Here is a 14,211-nt window from a genome sequence, read left to right on the forward strand (position 1 = left end):
CCGTAACTATAACGGTCCTAAGGTAGCGAAATTCCTTGTCGGGTAAGTTCCGACCCGCACGAAAGGTGTAACGATTTGGGCACTGTCTCAACCAGAGACTCGGTGAAATTATAGTACCTGTGAAGATGCAGGTTACCCGCGACAGGACGGAAAGACCCCGTGGAGCTTTACTGTAGCCTGATATTGAATTTTGGTACAGTTTGTACAGGATAGGCGGGAGCCATTGAAACCGGAGCGCTAGCTTCGGTGGAGGCGCTGGTGGGATACCGCCCTGACTGTATTGAAATTCTAACCTACGGGTCTTATCGACCCGGGAGACAGTGTCAGGTGGGCAGTTTGACTGGGGCGGTCGCCTCCTAAAGTGTAACGGAGGCGCCCAAAGGTTCCCTCAGAATGGTTGGAAATCATTCGTAGAGTGCAAAGGCATAAGGGAGCTTGACTGCGAGACCTACAAGTCGAGCAGGGACGAAAGTCGGGCTTAGTGATCCGGTGGTTCCGCATGGAAGGGCCATCGCTCAACGGATAAAAGCTACCCCGGGGATAACAGGCTTATCTCCCCCAAGAGTCCACATCGACGGGGAGGTTTGGCACCTCGATGTCGGCTCATCGCATCCTGGGGCTGTAGTCGGTCCCAAGGGTTGGGCTGTTCGCCCATTAAAGCGGTACGCGAGCTGGGTTCAGAACGTCGTGAGACAGTTCGGTCCCTATCCGTCGTGGGCGTAGGAAATTTGAGAGGAGCTGTCCTTAGTACGAGAGGACCGGGATGGACGCACCGCTGGTGTACCAGTTGTTCTGCCAAGGGCATAGCTGGGTAGCTATGTGCGGAAGGGATAAGTGCTGAAAGCATCTAAGCATGAAGCCCCCCTCAAGATGAGATTTCCCATAGCGTAAGCTAGTAAGATCCCTGAAAGATGATCAGGTTGATAGGTTCGAGGTGGAAGCATGGTGACATGTGGAGCTGACGAATACTAATAGATCGAGGACTTAACCATATAATATGTAGCAAATGTTATCTAGTTTTGAAGGAATATGCCTTCATAGTTTGGTGATGATGGCAGAGAGGTCACACCCGTTCCCATACCGAACACGGAAGTTAAGCTCTCTAGCGCCGATGGTAGTTGGGACCTTGTCCCTGTGAGAGTAGGACGTCGCCAAGCAACTAAAAACACAAGTCATTTGACTTGTGTTTTTTTGTATTGTTAAAAAGAATGGGAAAGAAGTAATGGAAATACAAACACGTTGCCCAAGAGTTAATCATATTATATAAAAGATGGGTGTATATTTTTCTGTAAATTGTTAAGGATTAGAAGTATAAAATAGGTTCACTTAAATAGGGAGGGAAGATTATGACATTACAAAGTGAAGTTTGTATTGTTTGTGAGACAAAAAGAAAAGAAGGTATATATGTTTATAATAATTTAATATGCCATGAATGTGAAAAGGATATGGTGAATACAGAGACAGATGATCCGAAATATATATATTATTTAAAGCAGCTTCGAAAATTAGAAGTATCATATTTTTAAATAGGCATATGCCTATTATTTTTTTTGTTCTGTATAATAGATAGAGAATGAATAATAAGGAAGAGATGTAGATGAATCAAAATCGTATGCCTTTATATGAGGCGTTAATAGAGTTTAAAGAAAGAGGGCCGTTATCCTTTCATGTTCCTGGTCATAAGAATGGTTTAAACTTCCCTCAGGAGGCAATAAGAGAGTTTAAAGGTATTCTATCTATTGATGTAACTGAATTAGCAGGACTAGATGATTTGCATAGTCCGTTTGAATGTATAGATGAGGCACAACAATTATTGGCTGAAGTTTATAATACAAAGAGAAGTTATTTTTTAATTAATGGTTCAACAGTCGGGAACTTAGCAATGATTTTGTCTTGTTGCGGGGAACATGATATTGTTCTTGTACAAAGAAATTGTCATAAATCAATTATTAATGGTTTAAAACTTGCGGGAGCAAATCCCATTTTTTTAGATCCATGGATTGATGAAGCTTACAACGTACCAGTGGGAGTTCGTAATGAAATTATTAAGAACGCAATTAGAAAGTATCCAAATGCGAAAGCACTTATTTTAACGCATCCTAATTATTATGGTATGGGGATGGATTTAGAGGCAAGCATCGCTTTTGCACATGCACATAAAATCCCTGTTTTGGTAGATGAGGCACATGGGGCACATCTATGTTTGGGAGAACCATTTCCGAAGTCAGCATTAACATATGGTGCAGATATTGTAGTTCATTCTGCACATAAAACATTACCCGCAATGACAATGGGTTCCTATTTACATATAAATAGTCATTTAGTAGACGAAGATAAGGTTACTACTTATTTAAGTATGCTACAATCTAGTAGTCCATCGTATCCAATTATGGCTTCCTTGGATATAGCACGCTTTACAATGGCGCGTATAAAAGAAGAAGGTCACAGTGAAATTGTTGAGTTTTTACGAAGATTTAAGGAACAATTACGTTCTATTCCCCAAATCGCCATTTTAGAATATCCGTTGCAAGATGAGTTAAAGGTCACCGTACAAACTCGTTGTCAGTTATCAGGGTACGAATTACAGTCTGTATTTGAAAAGGTCGGTATATATACAGAGATGGCTGATCCGTACAATGTCCTATTTATTTTACCCTTACAAGTAAATGAGGGATATATGAAGGTTATAGAGATGATCCGAGTAGCATTGCAACATTATGAGGTGAAAGACAAGAGGGAATCTATTCGTTATACTTATAATGGTGAATTCTCTCTTTTACCGTATACGTATAAACAACTAGACGGATATGAAACAAAGATAGTATCTATAGAAGATGCTGTTGGAATGATAGCGGCGGAAATGGTGATTCCGTATCCACCTGGAATTCCATTAATTATGTATGGAGAGAGAATTACTTCAGAGCATAAAGAGCAAATTATGTATTTAGAAAGAGCAGGAGCTCGTTTTCAAGGTAATACGAAATATATGAAAGTGTATGATATAGAAAGTAGGTTTTAGGATGAAGGGATTATTTGTAACAATTGAGGGCCCAGAAGGTTCAGGTAAAACAACGTTAATTAAAAGCTTATTGCCATATTTTGAACAAAAAGCACAAAAGGTAATGGCGACAAGGGAACCAGGCGGTATTGCAATTTCTGAGGACATTAGGACGATTTTACATAAACAAGAATATACGATGATGGAAGCACGTACAGAAGCGCTTCTTTATGCTGCTGCGCGCAGACAACATTTAGTAGAAAAAGTTATGCCAGCACTTAATGAGAACTACCTCGTGTTATGTGATCGTTTTATAGATAGCTCTTTAGCATACCAAGGCTATGCAAGAGGATTGGGTATGGATAAGGTATTTGAAATAAATCGTTTCGCAACAGAGGACTGTATGCCTAGTTTAACAATTTATCTAGACATTGAGCCTGAGGTTGGTTTGGCTCGGATTGAAAAAGATGCAGGACGTGAAGTAAATCGACTAGATATGGAAGATATCTCTTTCCATAAACGTGTGCGCGAAGGGTATTTACAAGTTGTAGAACGTTTCTCGGATCGTATTGTATTGGTAAATGCTGATCAACCGATGGAAAAACTTATAGAAGAAGTTGTTCAGATTATAGAAGATAAATTGTTATAATAGAAGGAAAGAATGAAATAAGTGAGGTATGCATTATGACGAAGACGTGGGAGCAGCTTTCTGCTATACAACCCATCGGTGTAAAAATGTTGATGAATAGCATTGCAAAAGAGCGTATATCCCACGCTTACTTGTTAGAGGGAGGGAAAGGGACAGGAAAGTTTGCGACAGCAATTCAAATGGCAAAGAGTTTCCTCTGTTCTGAGCGGAATGGAGTAGAGCCCTGCCATGTATGTACAAACTGTAAGCGAATTGATTCAGGTAACCACCCTAACTTACATATTGTAAAACCAGACGGATTATCTATTAAGAAGCAGCAAATTCATGATTTACAAGAAGAGTTTTCCAAAACAGGATTAGAGGCAAATAAAAAAATATATATTATTGAGCACGCAGATCGTATGACAGCAAATGCGGCAAATACACTTTTGAAATTTTTAGAAGAACCAAGTAGTGATACAACTGCTATTTTACTTACTGAACAAAGTCATCAAATTTTAAATACGATTTTATCTCGCTGCCAAGTTGTTACGTTTAGACCGTTACCTACGGAATCTTTAATTAGAAGATTACAGGATGAAGGGATTACAGCATCTTTATCGACACTTGCTGCTCAACTTACAAATAGTTTTGATGAAGCTTTAGCTTTATGTAGTGATGAATGGTTTGCACAAGCACGAGCTTTAGTGATAAAATTATGTGAAGCGCTCGAAAAAGATAAAACCTCTATTTTTTTTGTACAAGAAAAATGGGGAAAACACTTTGGAGAGAAAGAACAATTACAGCAAGGTTTAGATATGTTACTCCTTATTTATAAGGATTTATTATATGTTCAACTTGGAGAAGAAGATCGTCTTGTTTTTCATGAGCAGAAAGAGATGTTTGAATCGTTTTCCTATGCTCAGAAGCGCATTGTATCAGCTCTCTTTAATATATTAGAGGCAAAAAATAGAATCAACGCTAATGTAAATGCGCAGCTTGTGTTCGAACAGTTAGTGTTGCGGTTGCAGGAGGGATGACCGTTTTGTATGATGTAGTAGGTGTTCGCTTTAAGAAGGCCGGAAAGGTATATTACTTTGATCCAAACCAGTTCGATATCTCTGAAAATGAGTTTGTCATTGTAGAAACGGTAAGAGGTATTGAATACGGAAAAGTAGTTATTACCAAAAAACAAGTTGATGAAAACGACGTTGTATTACCGCTAAAAAAGGTTATTCGTATTGCAAATGAAAATGATCGTACCATTGTTGAAGAGAACAAACATGCTGCCAAAGAAGCATATCAAGTTTGTCAACAAAAGGTAGTAGAGCATAATCTTGATATGAAACTTGTAGATGTAGAGTATACATTCGATCGTAATAAGATTATTTTCTATTTTACTGCGGATGGTCGGATCGATTTCCGCGAACTAGTGAAGGACTTAGCCGCAATTTTTAGAACAAGAATTGAACTAAGACAAATTGGTGTTCGTGATGAAGCGAAGATGCTAGGTGGTATTGGTCCATGTGGTCGTATGCTTTGTTGTTCTACTTTTTTAGGGGATTTTGAACCTGTATCCATTAAAATGGCAAAGGATCAAAATTTATCATTAAATCCTGCAAAAATCTCTGGTTTATGTGGTCGCTTAATGTGTTGCTTAAAATATGAGAATGATGAATATGAGGCAGCAAAGGAACAACTTCCTGATTTAGATCAACGTATACAAACCCCGCATGGTACTGGCCGTGTTATCGGATTAAATATTTTAGAAAGATTAATTCAAGTGGAACTAGTAGACAAGGAACGGATAGTAGAATATACGTTAGATGAGTTAGTGAATAAAGGGGTCGTTTCGAGTCAAACCACAGATTAATGAGGTGGGTGCTTGTGGAGAAAAAAGATATTTTTGAATCGGTTTCTAGTATGGAAGAGCAAATTGGACATTTATATAAACAGTTGGGAGAGTTAAAACAGCATCTTGCAGAGTTGTTGGAAGAAAACCAACATATAAAAATGGAAAATAACAATTTGCGACACCGTTTTGAAGAAGTGCAGAATAAAGAAAAACAAAAAACTCAAAAACGTAAAGAAGTGAAGCCGAAAACAGATATTGGTGAAGGCTATGACAATTTAGCGAGACTATATCAAGAAGGTTTTCATATTTGCAATCTACATTATGGAAGTGTACGTAAAGAGGGAGATTGTTTGTTCTGTCTTTCATTCTTAAATAAAAAGTGAAATTACCTTTCCAATTATAATTGGAAAGGTAATTTTTTATACATGAAATAGGGTAGGTTAAGGGTAAGAAAAGGAGCAGTATATGAATTTATATGAAGATGAACGTTTAGATTACTTATTAGCACAAGACATGAAGATTATACAAAGCCCATCAGTATTTAATTTTTCTTTAGATGCCGTTTTACTTGCAGATTTTGCATGGGTACCAATTCAAAAGGGGAATTTACTTGATTTGTGTACAGGTAACGCGGTTGTTCCCCTTCTATTAAGTACAAGAACAAAAGGAAATATTACTGGTGTGGAAATTCAAGAACGCTTATATGATATGGGAGTAAGAAGTGTTCAATACAATGGGTTAGAAGAAAGAATTCACCTCATACATGGAGATTTGAAAGATATGCCAGAGAAACTTGGGCGTCATCAATATGATGTTGTTACATGTAATCCACCATATTTTCAAACACCTCAAACTTCAGAGAAAAATATGAATGAACATTTAGCGATAGCTCGTCATGAAATTATGTGTACATTAGAAGATGTTGTATCTGCAAGTAGTCAGTTAGTAAAACAAGGTGGGAAAGTAGCGTTTGTACATCGTCCAGGGCGATTACTAGACATTGTCACATTAATGCGTAAATATAAAATTGAACCAAAGCGTGTGCAATTTGTTTATCCTAAGGTTGGAAAAGAAGCAAATACATTGTTAATTGAAGGAATTAAGGATGGAAATGCAGATTTGAAAATTTTACCGCCTCTCGTTGTATATGAGAACAATAACGAATATACAAAGGAGCTACGTTCAATTTTATATGGAGAAGAATAAGCACTTTTTTTATGTGGTAGAGTGCTCTGATGGAAGTTATTATGCTGGATATACAAACCATATAGAAAAGAGAATTCAGACTCATAATAGCGGCAAAGGGGCTAAGTATACACGCGTCAGGCTTCCTGTCGTTTTAAAATATGTAGAGACCCACGATGATAAGCGTACAGCTATGCAAGCGGAGTATTACTTTAAGCAATTAACGAGAAAACAAAAAGAGGCATATATGCAAAAAGGAGAACGCTATGTGGCAACAAAAAAGCTTTCAACAAAATGAAAAGGGAGTTTTATATTTAGTACCAACTCCTATTGGAAATCTAGAAGATATGACATTTCGTGCAATCCGAATTTTAAAAGAAGTTGATTTAATTGCTGCTGAAGATACGAGACAAACGAAAAAACTTTGTAATTATTTTGAAATTGAAACACCTGTCACGAGTTATCATGAGCACAATAAAGAAGTAAGTGGGAAGAAACTATTAGAGAAATTAGAGGATGGAAAGAATGTAGCACTTGTTAGTGACGCTGGTATGCCGTGTATTTCTGATCCAGGTTACGATATTGTCGTTGAGGCAGTAGCTGAGCAATATCATGTAATTCCGCTTCCTGGAGCAAATGCAGCCCTTACAGCATTAATTGCATCCGGTCTTGAAACAAAGCAGTTTTATTTCTATGGTTTCTTGCAGAGAAACAAAAAGGAACGGAAGATGGAGTTAGAAAAGCTTCGTTATGTACAAACTACAATGATGTTTTATGAAGCACCTCATCGTTTAGATGATACTTTAATTTCGATGCAGGAAGTGTTGGGAAATAGAGAGATTGTATTATGTCGAGAGTTAACGAAAAAATTTGAGGAATTTATTCGAGGAACAATCGAAGAAGCAATTGAGTGGACGAAGCAAAATGAAGTACGTGGTGAATTTTGTATTTTAGTAGCTGGTTCAACAGAAGAACCTGCTCCAGAAGAACAATGGTGGGAATCTCTTTCGGTATATGATCATATTGAATATTATATAAATGAAAAAAGTATGAATTCAAAAGAAGCGATTAAAACAGTCGCTAAAGATCGAGATTTGTCGAAAAGAGATGTATATCAAATCTATCATGTCGATAAAAAATAAGCTTCTCATAATTGAGAAGCTTATTTTGCTGTTTCGATATAATCTTGAAGTTCGTTTAAGATTTGCTCAGCGCCTTCTTTGCTTAAGATGATTTTACCTTCAGCTAAAGAAAGGTTACCGTCAGATACTTCACCAGTTACTTGGCAAGTCATGTTTGGTTTATATTTCTTTAAGATGATTTTTTCGTCATCAACATAGATTTCAAGAGCGTCCTTTTCTGCAATACCTAAAGTACGGCGTAATTCGATTGGAATTACTACACGACCTAATTCATCAACTTTACGAAAAATACCAGTAGATTTCATAATTTTTTTCCTCCTAAATAAATAGTTTATAAGTTTCGAGTCTATTTTTAGATTCGTCATTTTTCAACAAAATACCCTATGGACATATGATACCAATAATTTACATTTCCGTCAATTCTTAAATTCTATATTTTTTAAAAAGATTTATAGATTTCTTATTTCTTATATATAATAGATTGAGAGGAAATTCCACAATTATTTACATTATTTTCTGAAAAAATAATAAATTTAAAGTGGATATTGTATATTTTTTTGAAATATGAGCAATAGATGATAAAGATATCGAGCATTAAGACCTAAATTGAAAATTAGGTTGGCGTAAAGAAGATAAGTTAGATTTGGGCTGCTCGTAAAAGCCCAATTAACGTGGGCTAATAATTAGTGGGGAGGAACAAAAACCCTACTGATTAAAGTTTCACTTTATATATGAGTTTTTGATATACTGTTTATAAATACATATGAGGTTATTCGGGAGGTCCAAAACAATGACAGAGGAAAATAAGTCCTTTTATATTACTACCCCAATTTATTATCCAAGTGGAAAATTACACATTGGACATGCTTATACGACAGTAGCAGGAGATGCGATGGCACGATATAAGCGTATGCAAGGTTATAATGTGCATTATTTAACAGGAACTGATGAGCATGGACAGAAGATCCAAAAGAAAGCAGAAGAGTTAAATATTACGCCACAGGCATATGTTGATAACATTGTTGCAGGAATTAAAGAGCTTTGGGAGAAGATGGATATTTCTTATGATGATTTTATTCGTACAACTGAAGATCGTCATAAAGATGTTGTCGAAAAAATCTTTAAACAATTAGTAGATCAAGGTGACATTTATCTTGATGAATATGAAGGTTGGTATTCTGTACAAGATGAGACGTTCTATACAGAGCATCAATTAGTAGATCCAATTATGGAAGGCGACAAAGTAGTTGGAGGAAAAAGCCCAGATAGTGGTCATGATGTAGAACTTGTTCGTGAAGAATCTTATTTCTTTAGAATGGGTAAATATGTCGACAGACTATTAAAGTTCTATGAAGATAATCCACATTTCATTCAGCCGGAGTCTCGTAAAAATGAAATGATTAATAATTTTATTAAACCAGGATTAGAAGATTTAGCAGTTTCTCGTACTTCATTTGACTGGGGAGTTCGTGTTCCTGGTAACCCAAAACACGTTATTTATGTATGGGTTGACGCATTATCTAACTATATTACGGCGTTAGGTTATGGAACAGCAAATGAAGAGAAATATAAAAAATTCTGGCCTGCAGATGTGCATTTAGTTGGGAAAGAAATTGTTCGTTTCCATACAATTTATTGGCCGATAATTTTAATGGCATTAGATTTACCTCTTCCGAAGAAAGTCTTTGCTCATGGCTGGATTTTAATGAAGGATGGAAAGATGAGTAAGTCAAAAGGAAACGTAGTAGATCCAGTTACATTAATCGATCGTTACGGATTAGATGCATTACGTTATTACCTACTTCGTGAAGTTCCATTTGGATCTGATGGCGTATTTACACCAGAAGGATTTGTGGAGCGTATTAATTTCGACTTAGCAAATGACTTAGGTAATTTATTAAATCGTACAGTAGCTATGATTGATAAGTACTTTAACGGAGAAATCCCTGCATTTAAAGCAAATGTGACGGAATTTGATGAAACGTTAGTAGCGTTTGCACAAGATACTTTGAAAAAAGTAGAAGAAGCAATGGAGAATATGGAGTTCTCTGTAGCGTTAGGATCTATTTGGCAACTAGTTAGTCGTACGAATAAATATATTGATGAAACACAACCATGGGTATTAGCAAAAGATGAGAATGATCGTGAAAAGTTAGCCTCTGTAATGGCTCATTTAGCAGAAGTACTTCGTCAAACAGGTATTATGCTTATGCCATTCTTAACAGTAGCACCAAGCAAGATGTTTGCTCAGCTTGGCCTTACTGATGAAGCTCATAAATCTTGGGAAAGTCTCTCTACAATTGGCTGCATTCCAGCTGGAACAAAAGTAGAAAAAGGAAACCCAATTTTCCCTCGTTTAGAAATGGAAGTGGAAGTAGAGTACATTAAAGAACAAATGAAAAGCTCTGCTCCTAAAGTAGAAGAGAAAAAAGAAGAAGAACCGAAGGCAGAAGAAATTACAATTGATGATTTCTTTAAAGTAGAATTACGCGTAGCTGAAGTACTATCTGCTGAACCTGTGAAAAAAGCAGACAAGCTGTTAAAAATTCAACTAGACTTAGGTACAGAAAAGCGTCAAGTTGTTTCTGGAATTGCAAAATTCTATTCGCCGGAAGACTTAAAAGGTAAAAAGGTTATTTGTGTAACAAACTTAAAACCTGTAAAATTACGCGGTGAATTATCGCAAGGTATGATTTTAGCGGGTGAAGAGAATGGCGTATTGTCATTAGCATCAATTGACCAAAATCTACCAAATGGTACAAAAATCAAGTAATTAAGACAAGAAAAGAGATGTTTCACGTGTAACATGTGTGAAGCGTCTTTTTTCTTTTTACACTCTCTATTTTTGCATTAAGATTGTAGTATTGTTATCGTTAAGTCATTAAAGAACTTATTTTTGTAGAATAAACTTGATTTCAATATAAAAGGAGTTATGTATTATGTTGTTTGATACACATTCACATTTGAATGCAGAGCAATTCGAAGGAGATTTGCAAGAGGTTATTGCCCGAATGAAAGAAGCGGGAGTTACTTATACAGTTGTTGTTGGTTTTGATGAAGTAACGATAAAAAAGGCGATGGAATTAGCTGAAGCCTATGATTTTATTTACGCTGCGGTTGGGTGGCACCCAGTTGATGCAATCGACATGACAGAAGAACATTTAGCTTGGTTAGAAGAACTTGCTTCTCATCCTAAAGTCGTTGCACTTGGAGAAATGGGCTTAGATTATCACTGGGATAAGTCTCCAAAAGAAATACAGAAAGAAGTATTCCGTAAACAAATTGCATTAGCGAAAAAAGTAAAATTGCCGATTATTATACATAACCGCGATGCAACTCAAGATATTGTTGATATTCTAGAAGAAGAGAATGCAGCTGAAGTAGGAGGCATTATGCATTGCTTTAGCGGCAGCGTAGAGGTAGCAGAGCGATGTGTTGATATGAACTTTTTAATTTCGTTGGGTGGACCAGTTACATTTAAAAACGCTAAGAAGCCGAAAGAGGTTGCTACGGAGATTCCATTAGAGAAATTGTTAATAGAGACGGATTGTCCGTATTTAACACCGCACCCATTTCGAGGGAAACGAAATGAACCGAGTTATGTAAAACTCGTAGCAGAAGAAATTGCGAATTTAAAAGGAATTTCTTATGAGGAAGTAGCAGAAATGACAACTAAAAATGCAAAAGTTTTATTTGGTGTTGAATAAAAAAGAATGGGGAAACCTGTTCTTTTTTATTTTGAGAAAAACTAGTAGAAGTGATGAAGAAAATAAATGTGAATGATGAAGTGTTACAATAAGGACAGAGAACAAAGATTTTTCTATTCTATTTTTTAAAATATAAGAATGGGGAAAATAATAATGGAAAAGTCGTCATTTTTTTGTTTTACTAAGTAGAGACGAAATGAGTGTGGAGGCAAGCATGAAAATAAAAGAGATTATCGTTGTAGAAGGTAAAGATGATACAGTTGCGATTAAGCGTGCTGTTGATGCGGATACAATTGAAACGAACGGTTCAGCAATCGGTGATCATGTTATTGAGCAAGTTAAATTAGCGCAGCAAAAAAGGGGAGTTATTATTTTCACAGATCCGGATTATCCTGGAGAGCGTATTCGAAAAATTATTTCTGACAAGGTTCCTGGCTGTAAGCATGCCTTTTTACCGAAGGAAGAAGCGCTTGCTAAAAGGAAAAAGGGTGTTGGAATCGAACACGCTTCTAATGAGTCGATTCGCCGCGCTCTAGAGAATATACATGAAGAAATGGAAGCTTACACAAGTGAAATTAGTTGGAGTGATTTAGTCGATGCAGGCTTAGTGGGCGGAGAAATGGCAAAGAGCCGCAGAGAAAGAATGGGTAAGCTATTAAAGATTGGTTATACAAATGCAAAACAGTTACATAAACGATTACAGATGTTTCAAGTTTCAAAGGAATCATTTGCAGAAGCTTATAAGCAAGTAATACAGGAGGAAAAAAGATGAAGGATATCGCAACGCCAAATCGTACAAAAGACATTGTTGAAAAGTATGGATTTTCATTCAAAAAAAGTTTAGGACAAAACTTTTTAATTGATACAAATGTATTAAATCGTATTGTCGATCATGCAGAAATTGGTTCAGAAAGTGGTGCAATTGAAATTGGACCAGGTATTGGTGCATTAACAGAGCAATTAGCAAAGCGTGCTAAAAAAGTAGTGGCTTTTGAAATTGATCAAAGACTATTACCAATTTTAGATGAGACGTTAGCGCCATATGGTAACGTTACAGTTATTAATAAAGACGTACTAAAAGCAGATGTACATGAAGTATTTAATGAGCAATTTGAAGAAGGGCAAGATGTAATGGTAGTAGCTAACTTACCATACTATATTACAACGCCAATTTTATTTAAATTGCTTGAAGAAAAGTTACCAGTTCGTGGATTTGTTGTTATGATGCAAAAAGAAGTTGGAGATCGTTTAGCTGCTAAACCTGGAACGAAAGAGTATGGTTCTTTATCGATTGCCATTCAGTATTATACAGAGGTTGAAACAGTTATGACTGTACCGCGTACAGTGTTTGTACCACAGCCAAACGTTGATTCTGCAATTATCCGCCTTCTAAAGCGTCCTAAACCGGTTGTAGAGGTGACAGATGAAACGTTCTTCTTTGAAGTAGTACGAGCAAGTTTCGCACAGCGCCGTAAAACTTTAATGAATAATTTATCAAATAATTTAAATGGTTTCCCGAAAGATAAGGAGTTATTGGATCGAATTTTAACAGAAGTAGGAATTGATCCAAAGCGAAGAGGCGAAACGCTATCTATTGAAGAGTTTGCAACATTAAGTAATGCATTAGTTCTTCATAAATTATCATAAGAATATGAAAGGGACAGTTCAACTTGAACTGTCCCTTTTGTCACCTTTCTCTCTCTAAATTCATACTTTAAAAACAGGTAAGATGGCCTAATGAGTTTGGAGGTAGGAGAATGGTTTTACATGTTGGAGAATTAGTGGAACGATATTCTCATAAGAGGGATATTCTTTTTCGTATTATAGAAATAAAAGGTGAGATAGCTATATTGTTTGGAGAGGAAATTAGACTGGTGGCGGATGCGCCACTTGAAGATTTAATTAGTATAGATCAAAGAGAACATAAAAAAAGGGTGAAGCGTGAGAAAGAAACAATGGAGCGCACGTATCGTTTGTTTCAACAAGATTATGTACTGATGAAACAAAGGCATGAACATACTTCAACTGGTGGATACACAAGTGAGGTGAATTATTTTCAAATGCCGGGACGTGTATTGCATATAGATGGAGACCCTTTATATTTGCGCAAGTGCTTAGACTTATATAACAAAATTGGCGTTCCTGTTCAAGGTATTCATTGTAAAGAAACGGAGATGCATGAAAAAGTAGTAGACTTAATAGATCACTTTCGCCCAGACATTCTCGTTATTACAGGGCATGATGCATATACAAAATCAAAAGGAGTGAAGGGAGATTTAGCGGCATATAGGCATTCAAGGCATTTTGTACAGGCTGTTCGTGAAGTACGAAAAAAATATCCATCACTGGATCAACTTGTTATTTTTGCTGGGGCATGTCAATCACATTTTGAGGCACTAATTCGTGCAGGGGCCAATTTCGCTAGTTCACCATCTAGAATTAATATTCATGCACTAGATCCTGTATATGTAGTTGGTAAAATTAGTTTTACTTCATTTATGGAGAGAGTCAATGTATGGGATGTCGTACGTAATACAATTACTGGTGAAAAGGGACTAGGTGGAATTGAAACGAGAGGGATTTTACGAACGGGATTACCTTTTCAACATTACGAAGAGTAAGCAGGATACATATGTATCTTGCTTTTTTGTATGGAAGGATTTAAATGAATTTGGATAAAAAGAGGTAAGAACGTA

15 protein-coding genes and 2 rRNA genes (1 of these 17 running past the window's edge) are annotated in these 14,211 nt (G+C 36.5%); 16 read left to right on the forward strand and 1 reads right to left on the reverse strand.

Going from position 1 to position 14,211, the window contains the following annotated elements; genetic code table 11:
• From NST90_RS00165 to rsmI, 11 genes are all read left to right on the forward strand, one after another.
• Positions 1 to 992, forward strand: a 23S ribosomal RNA gene (locus NST90_RS00165); it begins 1,930 nt to the left of the window's first position.
• A 49-nt stretch (positions 993 to 1,041) separates the two neighbouring features.
• A 5S ribosomal RNA gene (gene rrf / locus NST90_RS00170) occupies positions 1,042 to 1,157 on the forward strand.
• A 189-nt stretch (positions 1,158 to 1,346) separates the two neighbouring features.
• A complete protein-coding gene (locus NST90_RS00175) occupies positions 1,347 to 1,526 on the forward strand; it encodes a sigma factor G inhibitor Gin (protein ID WP_000175076.1) in 180 nt (59 codons plus the stop codon).
• A 71-nt stretch (positions 1,527 to 1,597) separates the two neighbouring features.
• Positions 1,598 to 3,019, forward strand: a complete 1,422-nt coding sequence (locus NST90_RS00180) for an aminotransferase class I/II-fold pyridoxal phosphate-dependent enzyme (RefSeq protein ID WP_006920522.1) — start codon at positions 1,598 to 1,600, stop codon at positions 3,017 to 3,019.
• Between the two features lies 1 nt (position 3,020).
• Positions 3,021 to 3,647 carry a dTMP kinase gene (gene tmk / locus NST90_RS00185; protein WP_000677218.1) on the forward strand — a complete coding sequence of 209 codons (627 nt, stop codon included), beginning with the start codon at positions 3,021 to 3,023 and terminating at the stop codon, positions 3,645 to 3,647.
• A 35-nt stretch (positions 3,648 to 3,682) separates the two neighbouring features.
• Positions 3,683 to 4,666, forward strand: a complete 984-nt coding sequence (holB, locus tag NST90_RS00190) for a DNA polymerase III subunit delta' (RefSeq protein ID WP_000169561.1) — start codon at positions 3,683 to 3,685, stop codon at positions 4,664 to 4,666.
• Positions 4,667 to 4,671: 5 nt separating this feature from the next.
• Positions 4,672 to 5,499: a stage 0 sporulation family protein gene (locus NST90_RS00195; protein ID WP_000272429.1), complete on the forward strand. Its 828-nt coding sequence runs from the start codon at positions 4,672 to 4,674 to the stop codon at positions 5,497 to 5,499.
• A gap of 14 nt (positions 5,500 to 5,513) precedes the next feature.
• Positions 5,514 to 5,864 (forward strand): DNA replication initiation control protein YabA, encoded by a 351-nt coding sequence (gene yabA / locus NST90_RS00200; RefSeq protein WP_000412063.1) that lies wholly within the window; start codon positions 5,514 to 5,516, stop codon positions 5,862 to 5,864.
• An 82-nt stretch (positions 5,865 to 5,946) separates the two neighbouring features.
• Positions 5,947 to 6,687 carry a tRNA1(Val) (adenine(37)-N6)-methyltransferase gene (locus tag NST90_RS00205; protein ID WP_001055366.1) on the forward strand — a complete coding sequence of 247 codons (741 nt, stop codon included), beginning with the start codon at positions 5,947 to 5,949 and terminating at the stop codon, positions 6,685 to 6,687.
• Positions 6,674 to 6,964: a GIY-YIG nuclease family protein gene (locus NST90_RS00210; protein WP_000414350.1), complete on the forward strand. Its 291-nt coding sequence runs from the start codon at positions 6,674 to 6,676 to the stop codon at positions 6,962 to 6,964. The genes NST90_RS00205 and NST90_RS00210 overlap by 14 nt, the downstream gene beginning before the upstream one ends.
• The gene (gene rsmI, locus NST90_RS00215; protein WP_000267821.1) at positions 6,933 to 7,808 is read left to right on the forward strand and encodes a 16S rRNA (cytidine(1402)-2'-O)-methyltransferase; all 876 of its coding nucleotides are present in this window, start codon (positions 6,933 to 6,935) and stop codon (positions 7,806 to 7,808) included. The genes NST90_RS00210 and rsmI overlap by 32 nt, the downstream gene beginning before the upstream one ends.
• A 20-nt stretch (positions 7,809 to 7,828) precedes the next feature.
• On the opposite strand, the gene NST90_RS00220 is transcribed toward rsmI, so the two are convergent.
• Positions 7,829 to 8,113, reverse strand: coding sequence for an AbrB/MazE/SpoVT family DNA-binding domain-containing protein (locus NST90_RS00220; protein ID WP_283748319.1), 285 nt, complete (start codon positions 8,111 to 8,113; stop codon positions 7,829 to 7,831).
• Between the two features lie 458 nt (positions 8,114 to 8,571).
• On the opposite strand from NST90_RS00220, the gene metG reads away from it, so the two are divergent.
• The 5 genes from metG (at position 8,572) to yabG (ending at position 14,136) form a co-directional block, all read left to right on the forward strand.
• Positions 8,572 to 10,581 (forward strand): methionine--tRNA ligase, encoded by a 2,010-nt coding sequence (gene metG / locus NST90_RS00225; protein ID WP_071732546.1) that lies wholly within the window; start codon positions 8,572 to 8,574, stop codon positions 10,579 to 10,581.
• A 166-nt stretch (positions 10,582 to 10,747) separates the two neighbouring features.
• Positions 10,748 to 11,515, forward strand: a complete 768-nt coding sequence (locus tag NST90_RS00230) for a TatD family hydrolase (protein ID WP_000895851.1) — start codon at positions 10,748 to 10,750, stop codon at positions 11,513 to 11,515.
• A gap of 214 nt (positions 11,516 to 11,729) precedes the next feature.
• Positions 11,730 to 12,287: a ribonuclease M5 gene (rnmV, locus tag NST90_RS00235; RefSeq protein WP_000692836.1), complete on the forward strand. Its 558-nt coding sequence runs from the start codon at positions 11,730 to 11,732 to the stop codon at positions 12,285 to 12,287.
• Positions 12,284 to 13,162: a 16S rRNA (adenine(1518)-N(6)/adenine(1519)-N(6))-dimethyltransferase RsmA gene (rsmA, locus tag NST90_RS00240; protein WP_000651548.1), complete on the forward strand. Its 879-nt coding sequence runs from the start codon at positions 12,284 to 12,286 to the stop codon at positions 13,160 to 13,162. Before rnmV ends, rsmA begins: the two co-directional genes overlap by 4 nt.
• Before the next feature lie 110 nt (positions 13,163 to 13,272).
• Positions 13,273 to 14,136, forward strand: a complete 864-nt coding sequence (gene yabG / locus NST90_RS00245) for a sporulation peptidase YabG (RefSeq protein WP_000242868.1) — start codon at positions 13,273 to 13,275, stop codon at positions 14,134 to 14,136.
• The last annotated feature ends 75 nt before the right edge of the window (positions 14,137 to 14,211 follow it).

The sequence above is a fragment of the Bacillus sp. FSL E2-8900 genome (genome assembly GCF_037966225.1).
Classification (GTDB): Bacteria; Bacillota; Bacilli; order Bacillales; family Bacillaceae_G; genus Bacillus_A; species Bacillus_A cereus.

Bases quoted from the DNA above. Each gene is read 5' to 3' on its own strand.
- NST90_RS00175 (WP_000175076.1), top strand. From the start codon at position 1,347: ATGACATTACAAAGTGAAGTTTGTATTGTTTGTGAGACAAAAAGAAAA.
- NST90_RS00180 (WP_006920522.1), top strand. From the start codon at position 1,598: ATGAATCAAAATCGTATGCCTTTATATGAGGCGTTAATAGAGTTTAAA.
- tmk (WP_000677218.1), top strand. From the start codon at position 3,021: ATGAAGGGATTATTTGTAACAATTGAGGGCCCAGAAGGTTCAGGTAAA.
- holB (WP_000169561.1), top strand. From the start codon at position 3,683: ATGACGAAGACGTGGGAGCAGCTTTCTGCTATACAACCCATCGGTGTA.
- NST90_RS00205 (WP_001055366.1), top strand. From the start codon at position 5,947: ATGAATTTATATGAAGATGAACGTTTAGATTACTTATTAGCACAAGAC.
- NST90_RS00210 (WP_000414350.1), top strand. From the start codon at position 6,674: ATGGAGAAGAATAAGCACTTTTTTTATGTGGTAGAGTGCTCTGATGGA.
- rsmI (WP_000267821.1), top strand. From the start codon at position 6,933: ATGTGGCAACAAAAAAGCTTTCAACAAAATGAAAAGGGAGTTTTATAT.
- NST90_RS00220 (WP_283748319.1), bottom strand. From the start codon at position 8,113: ATGAAATCTACTGGTATTTTTCGTAAAGTTGATGAATTAGGTCGTGTA.
- metG (WP_071732546.1), top strand. From the start codon at position 8,572: ATGAGGTTATTCGGGAGGTCCAAAACAATGACAGAGGAAAATAAGTCC.
- NST90_RS00230 (WP_000895851.1), top strand. From the start codon at position 10,748: ATGTTGTTTGATACACATTCACATTTGAATGCAGAGCAATTCGAAGGA.
- rnmV (WP_000692836.1), top strand. From the start codon at position 11,730: ATGAAAATAAAAGAGATTATCGTTGTAGAAGGTAAAGATGATACAGTT.
- rsmA (WP_000651548.1), top strand. From the start codon at position 12,284: ATGAAGGATATCGCAACGCCAAATCGTACAAAAGACATTGTTGAAAAG.
- yabG (WP_000242868.1), top strand. From the start codon at position 13,273: ATGGTTTTACATGTTGGAGAATTAGTGGAACGATATTCTCATAAGAGG.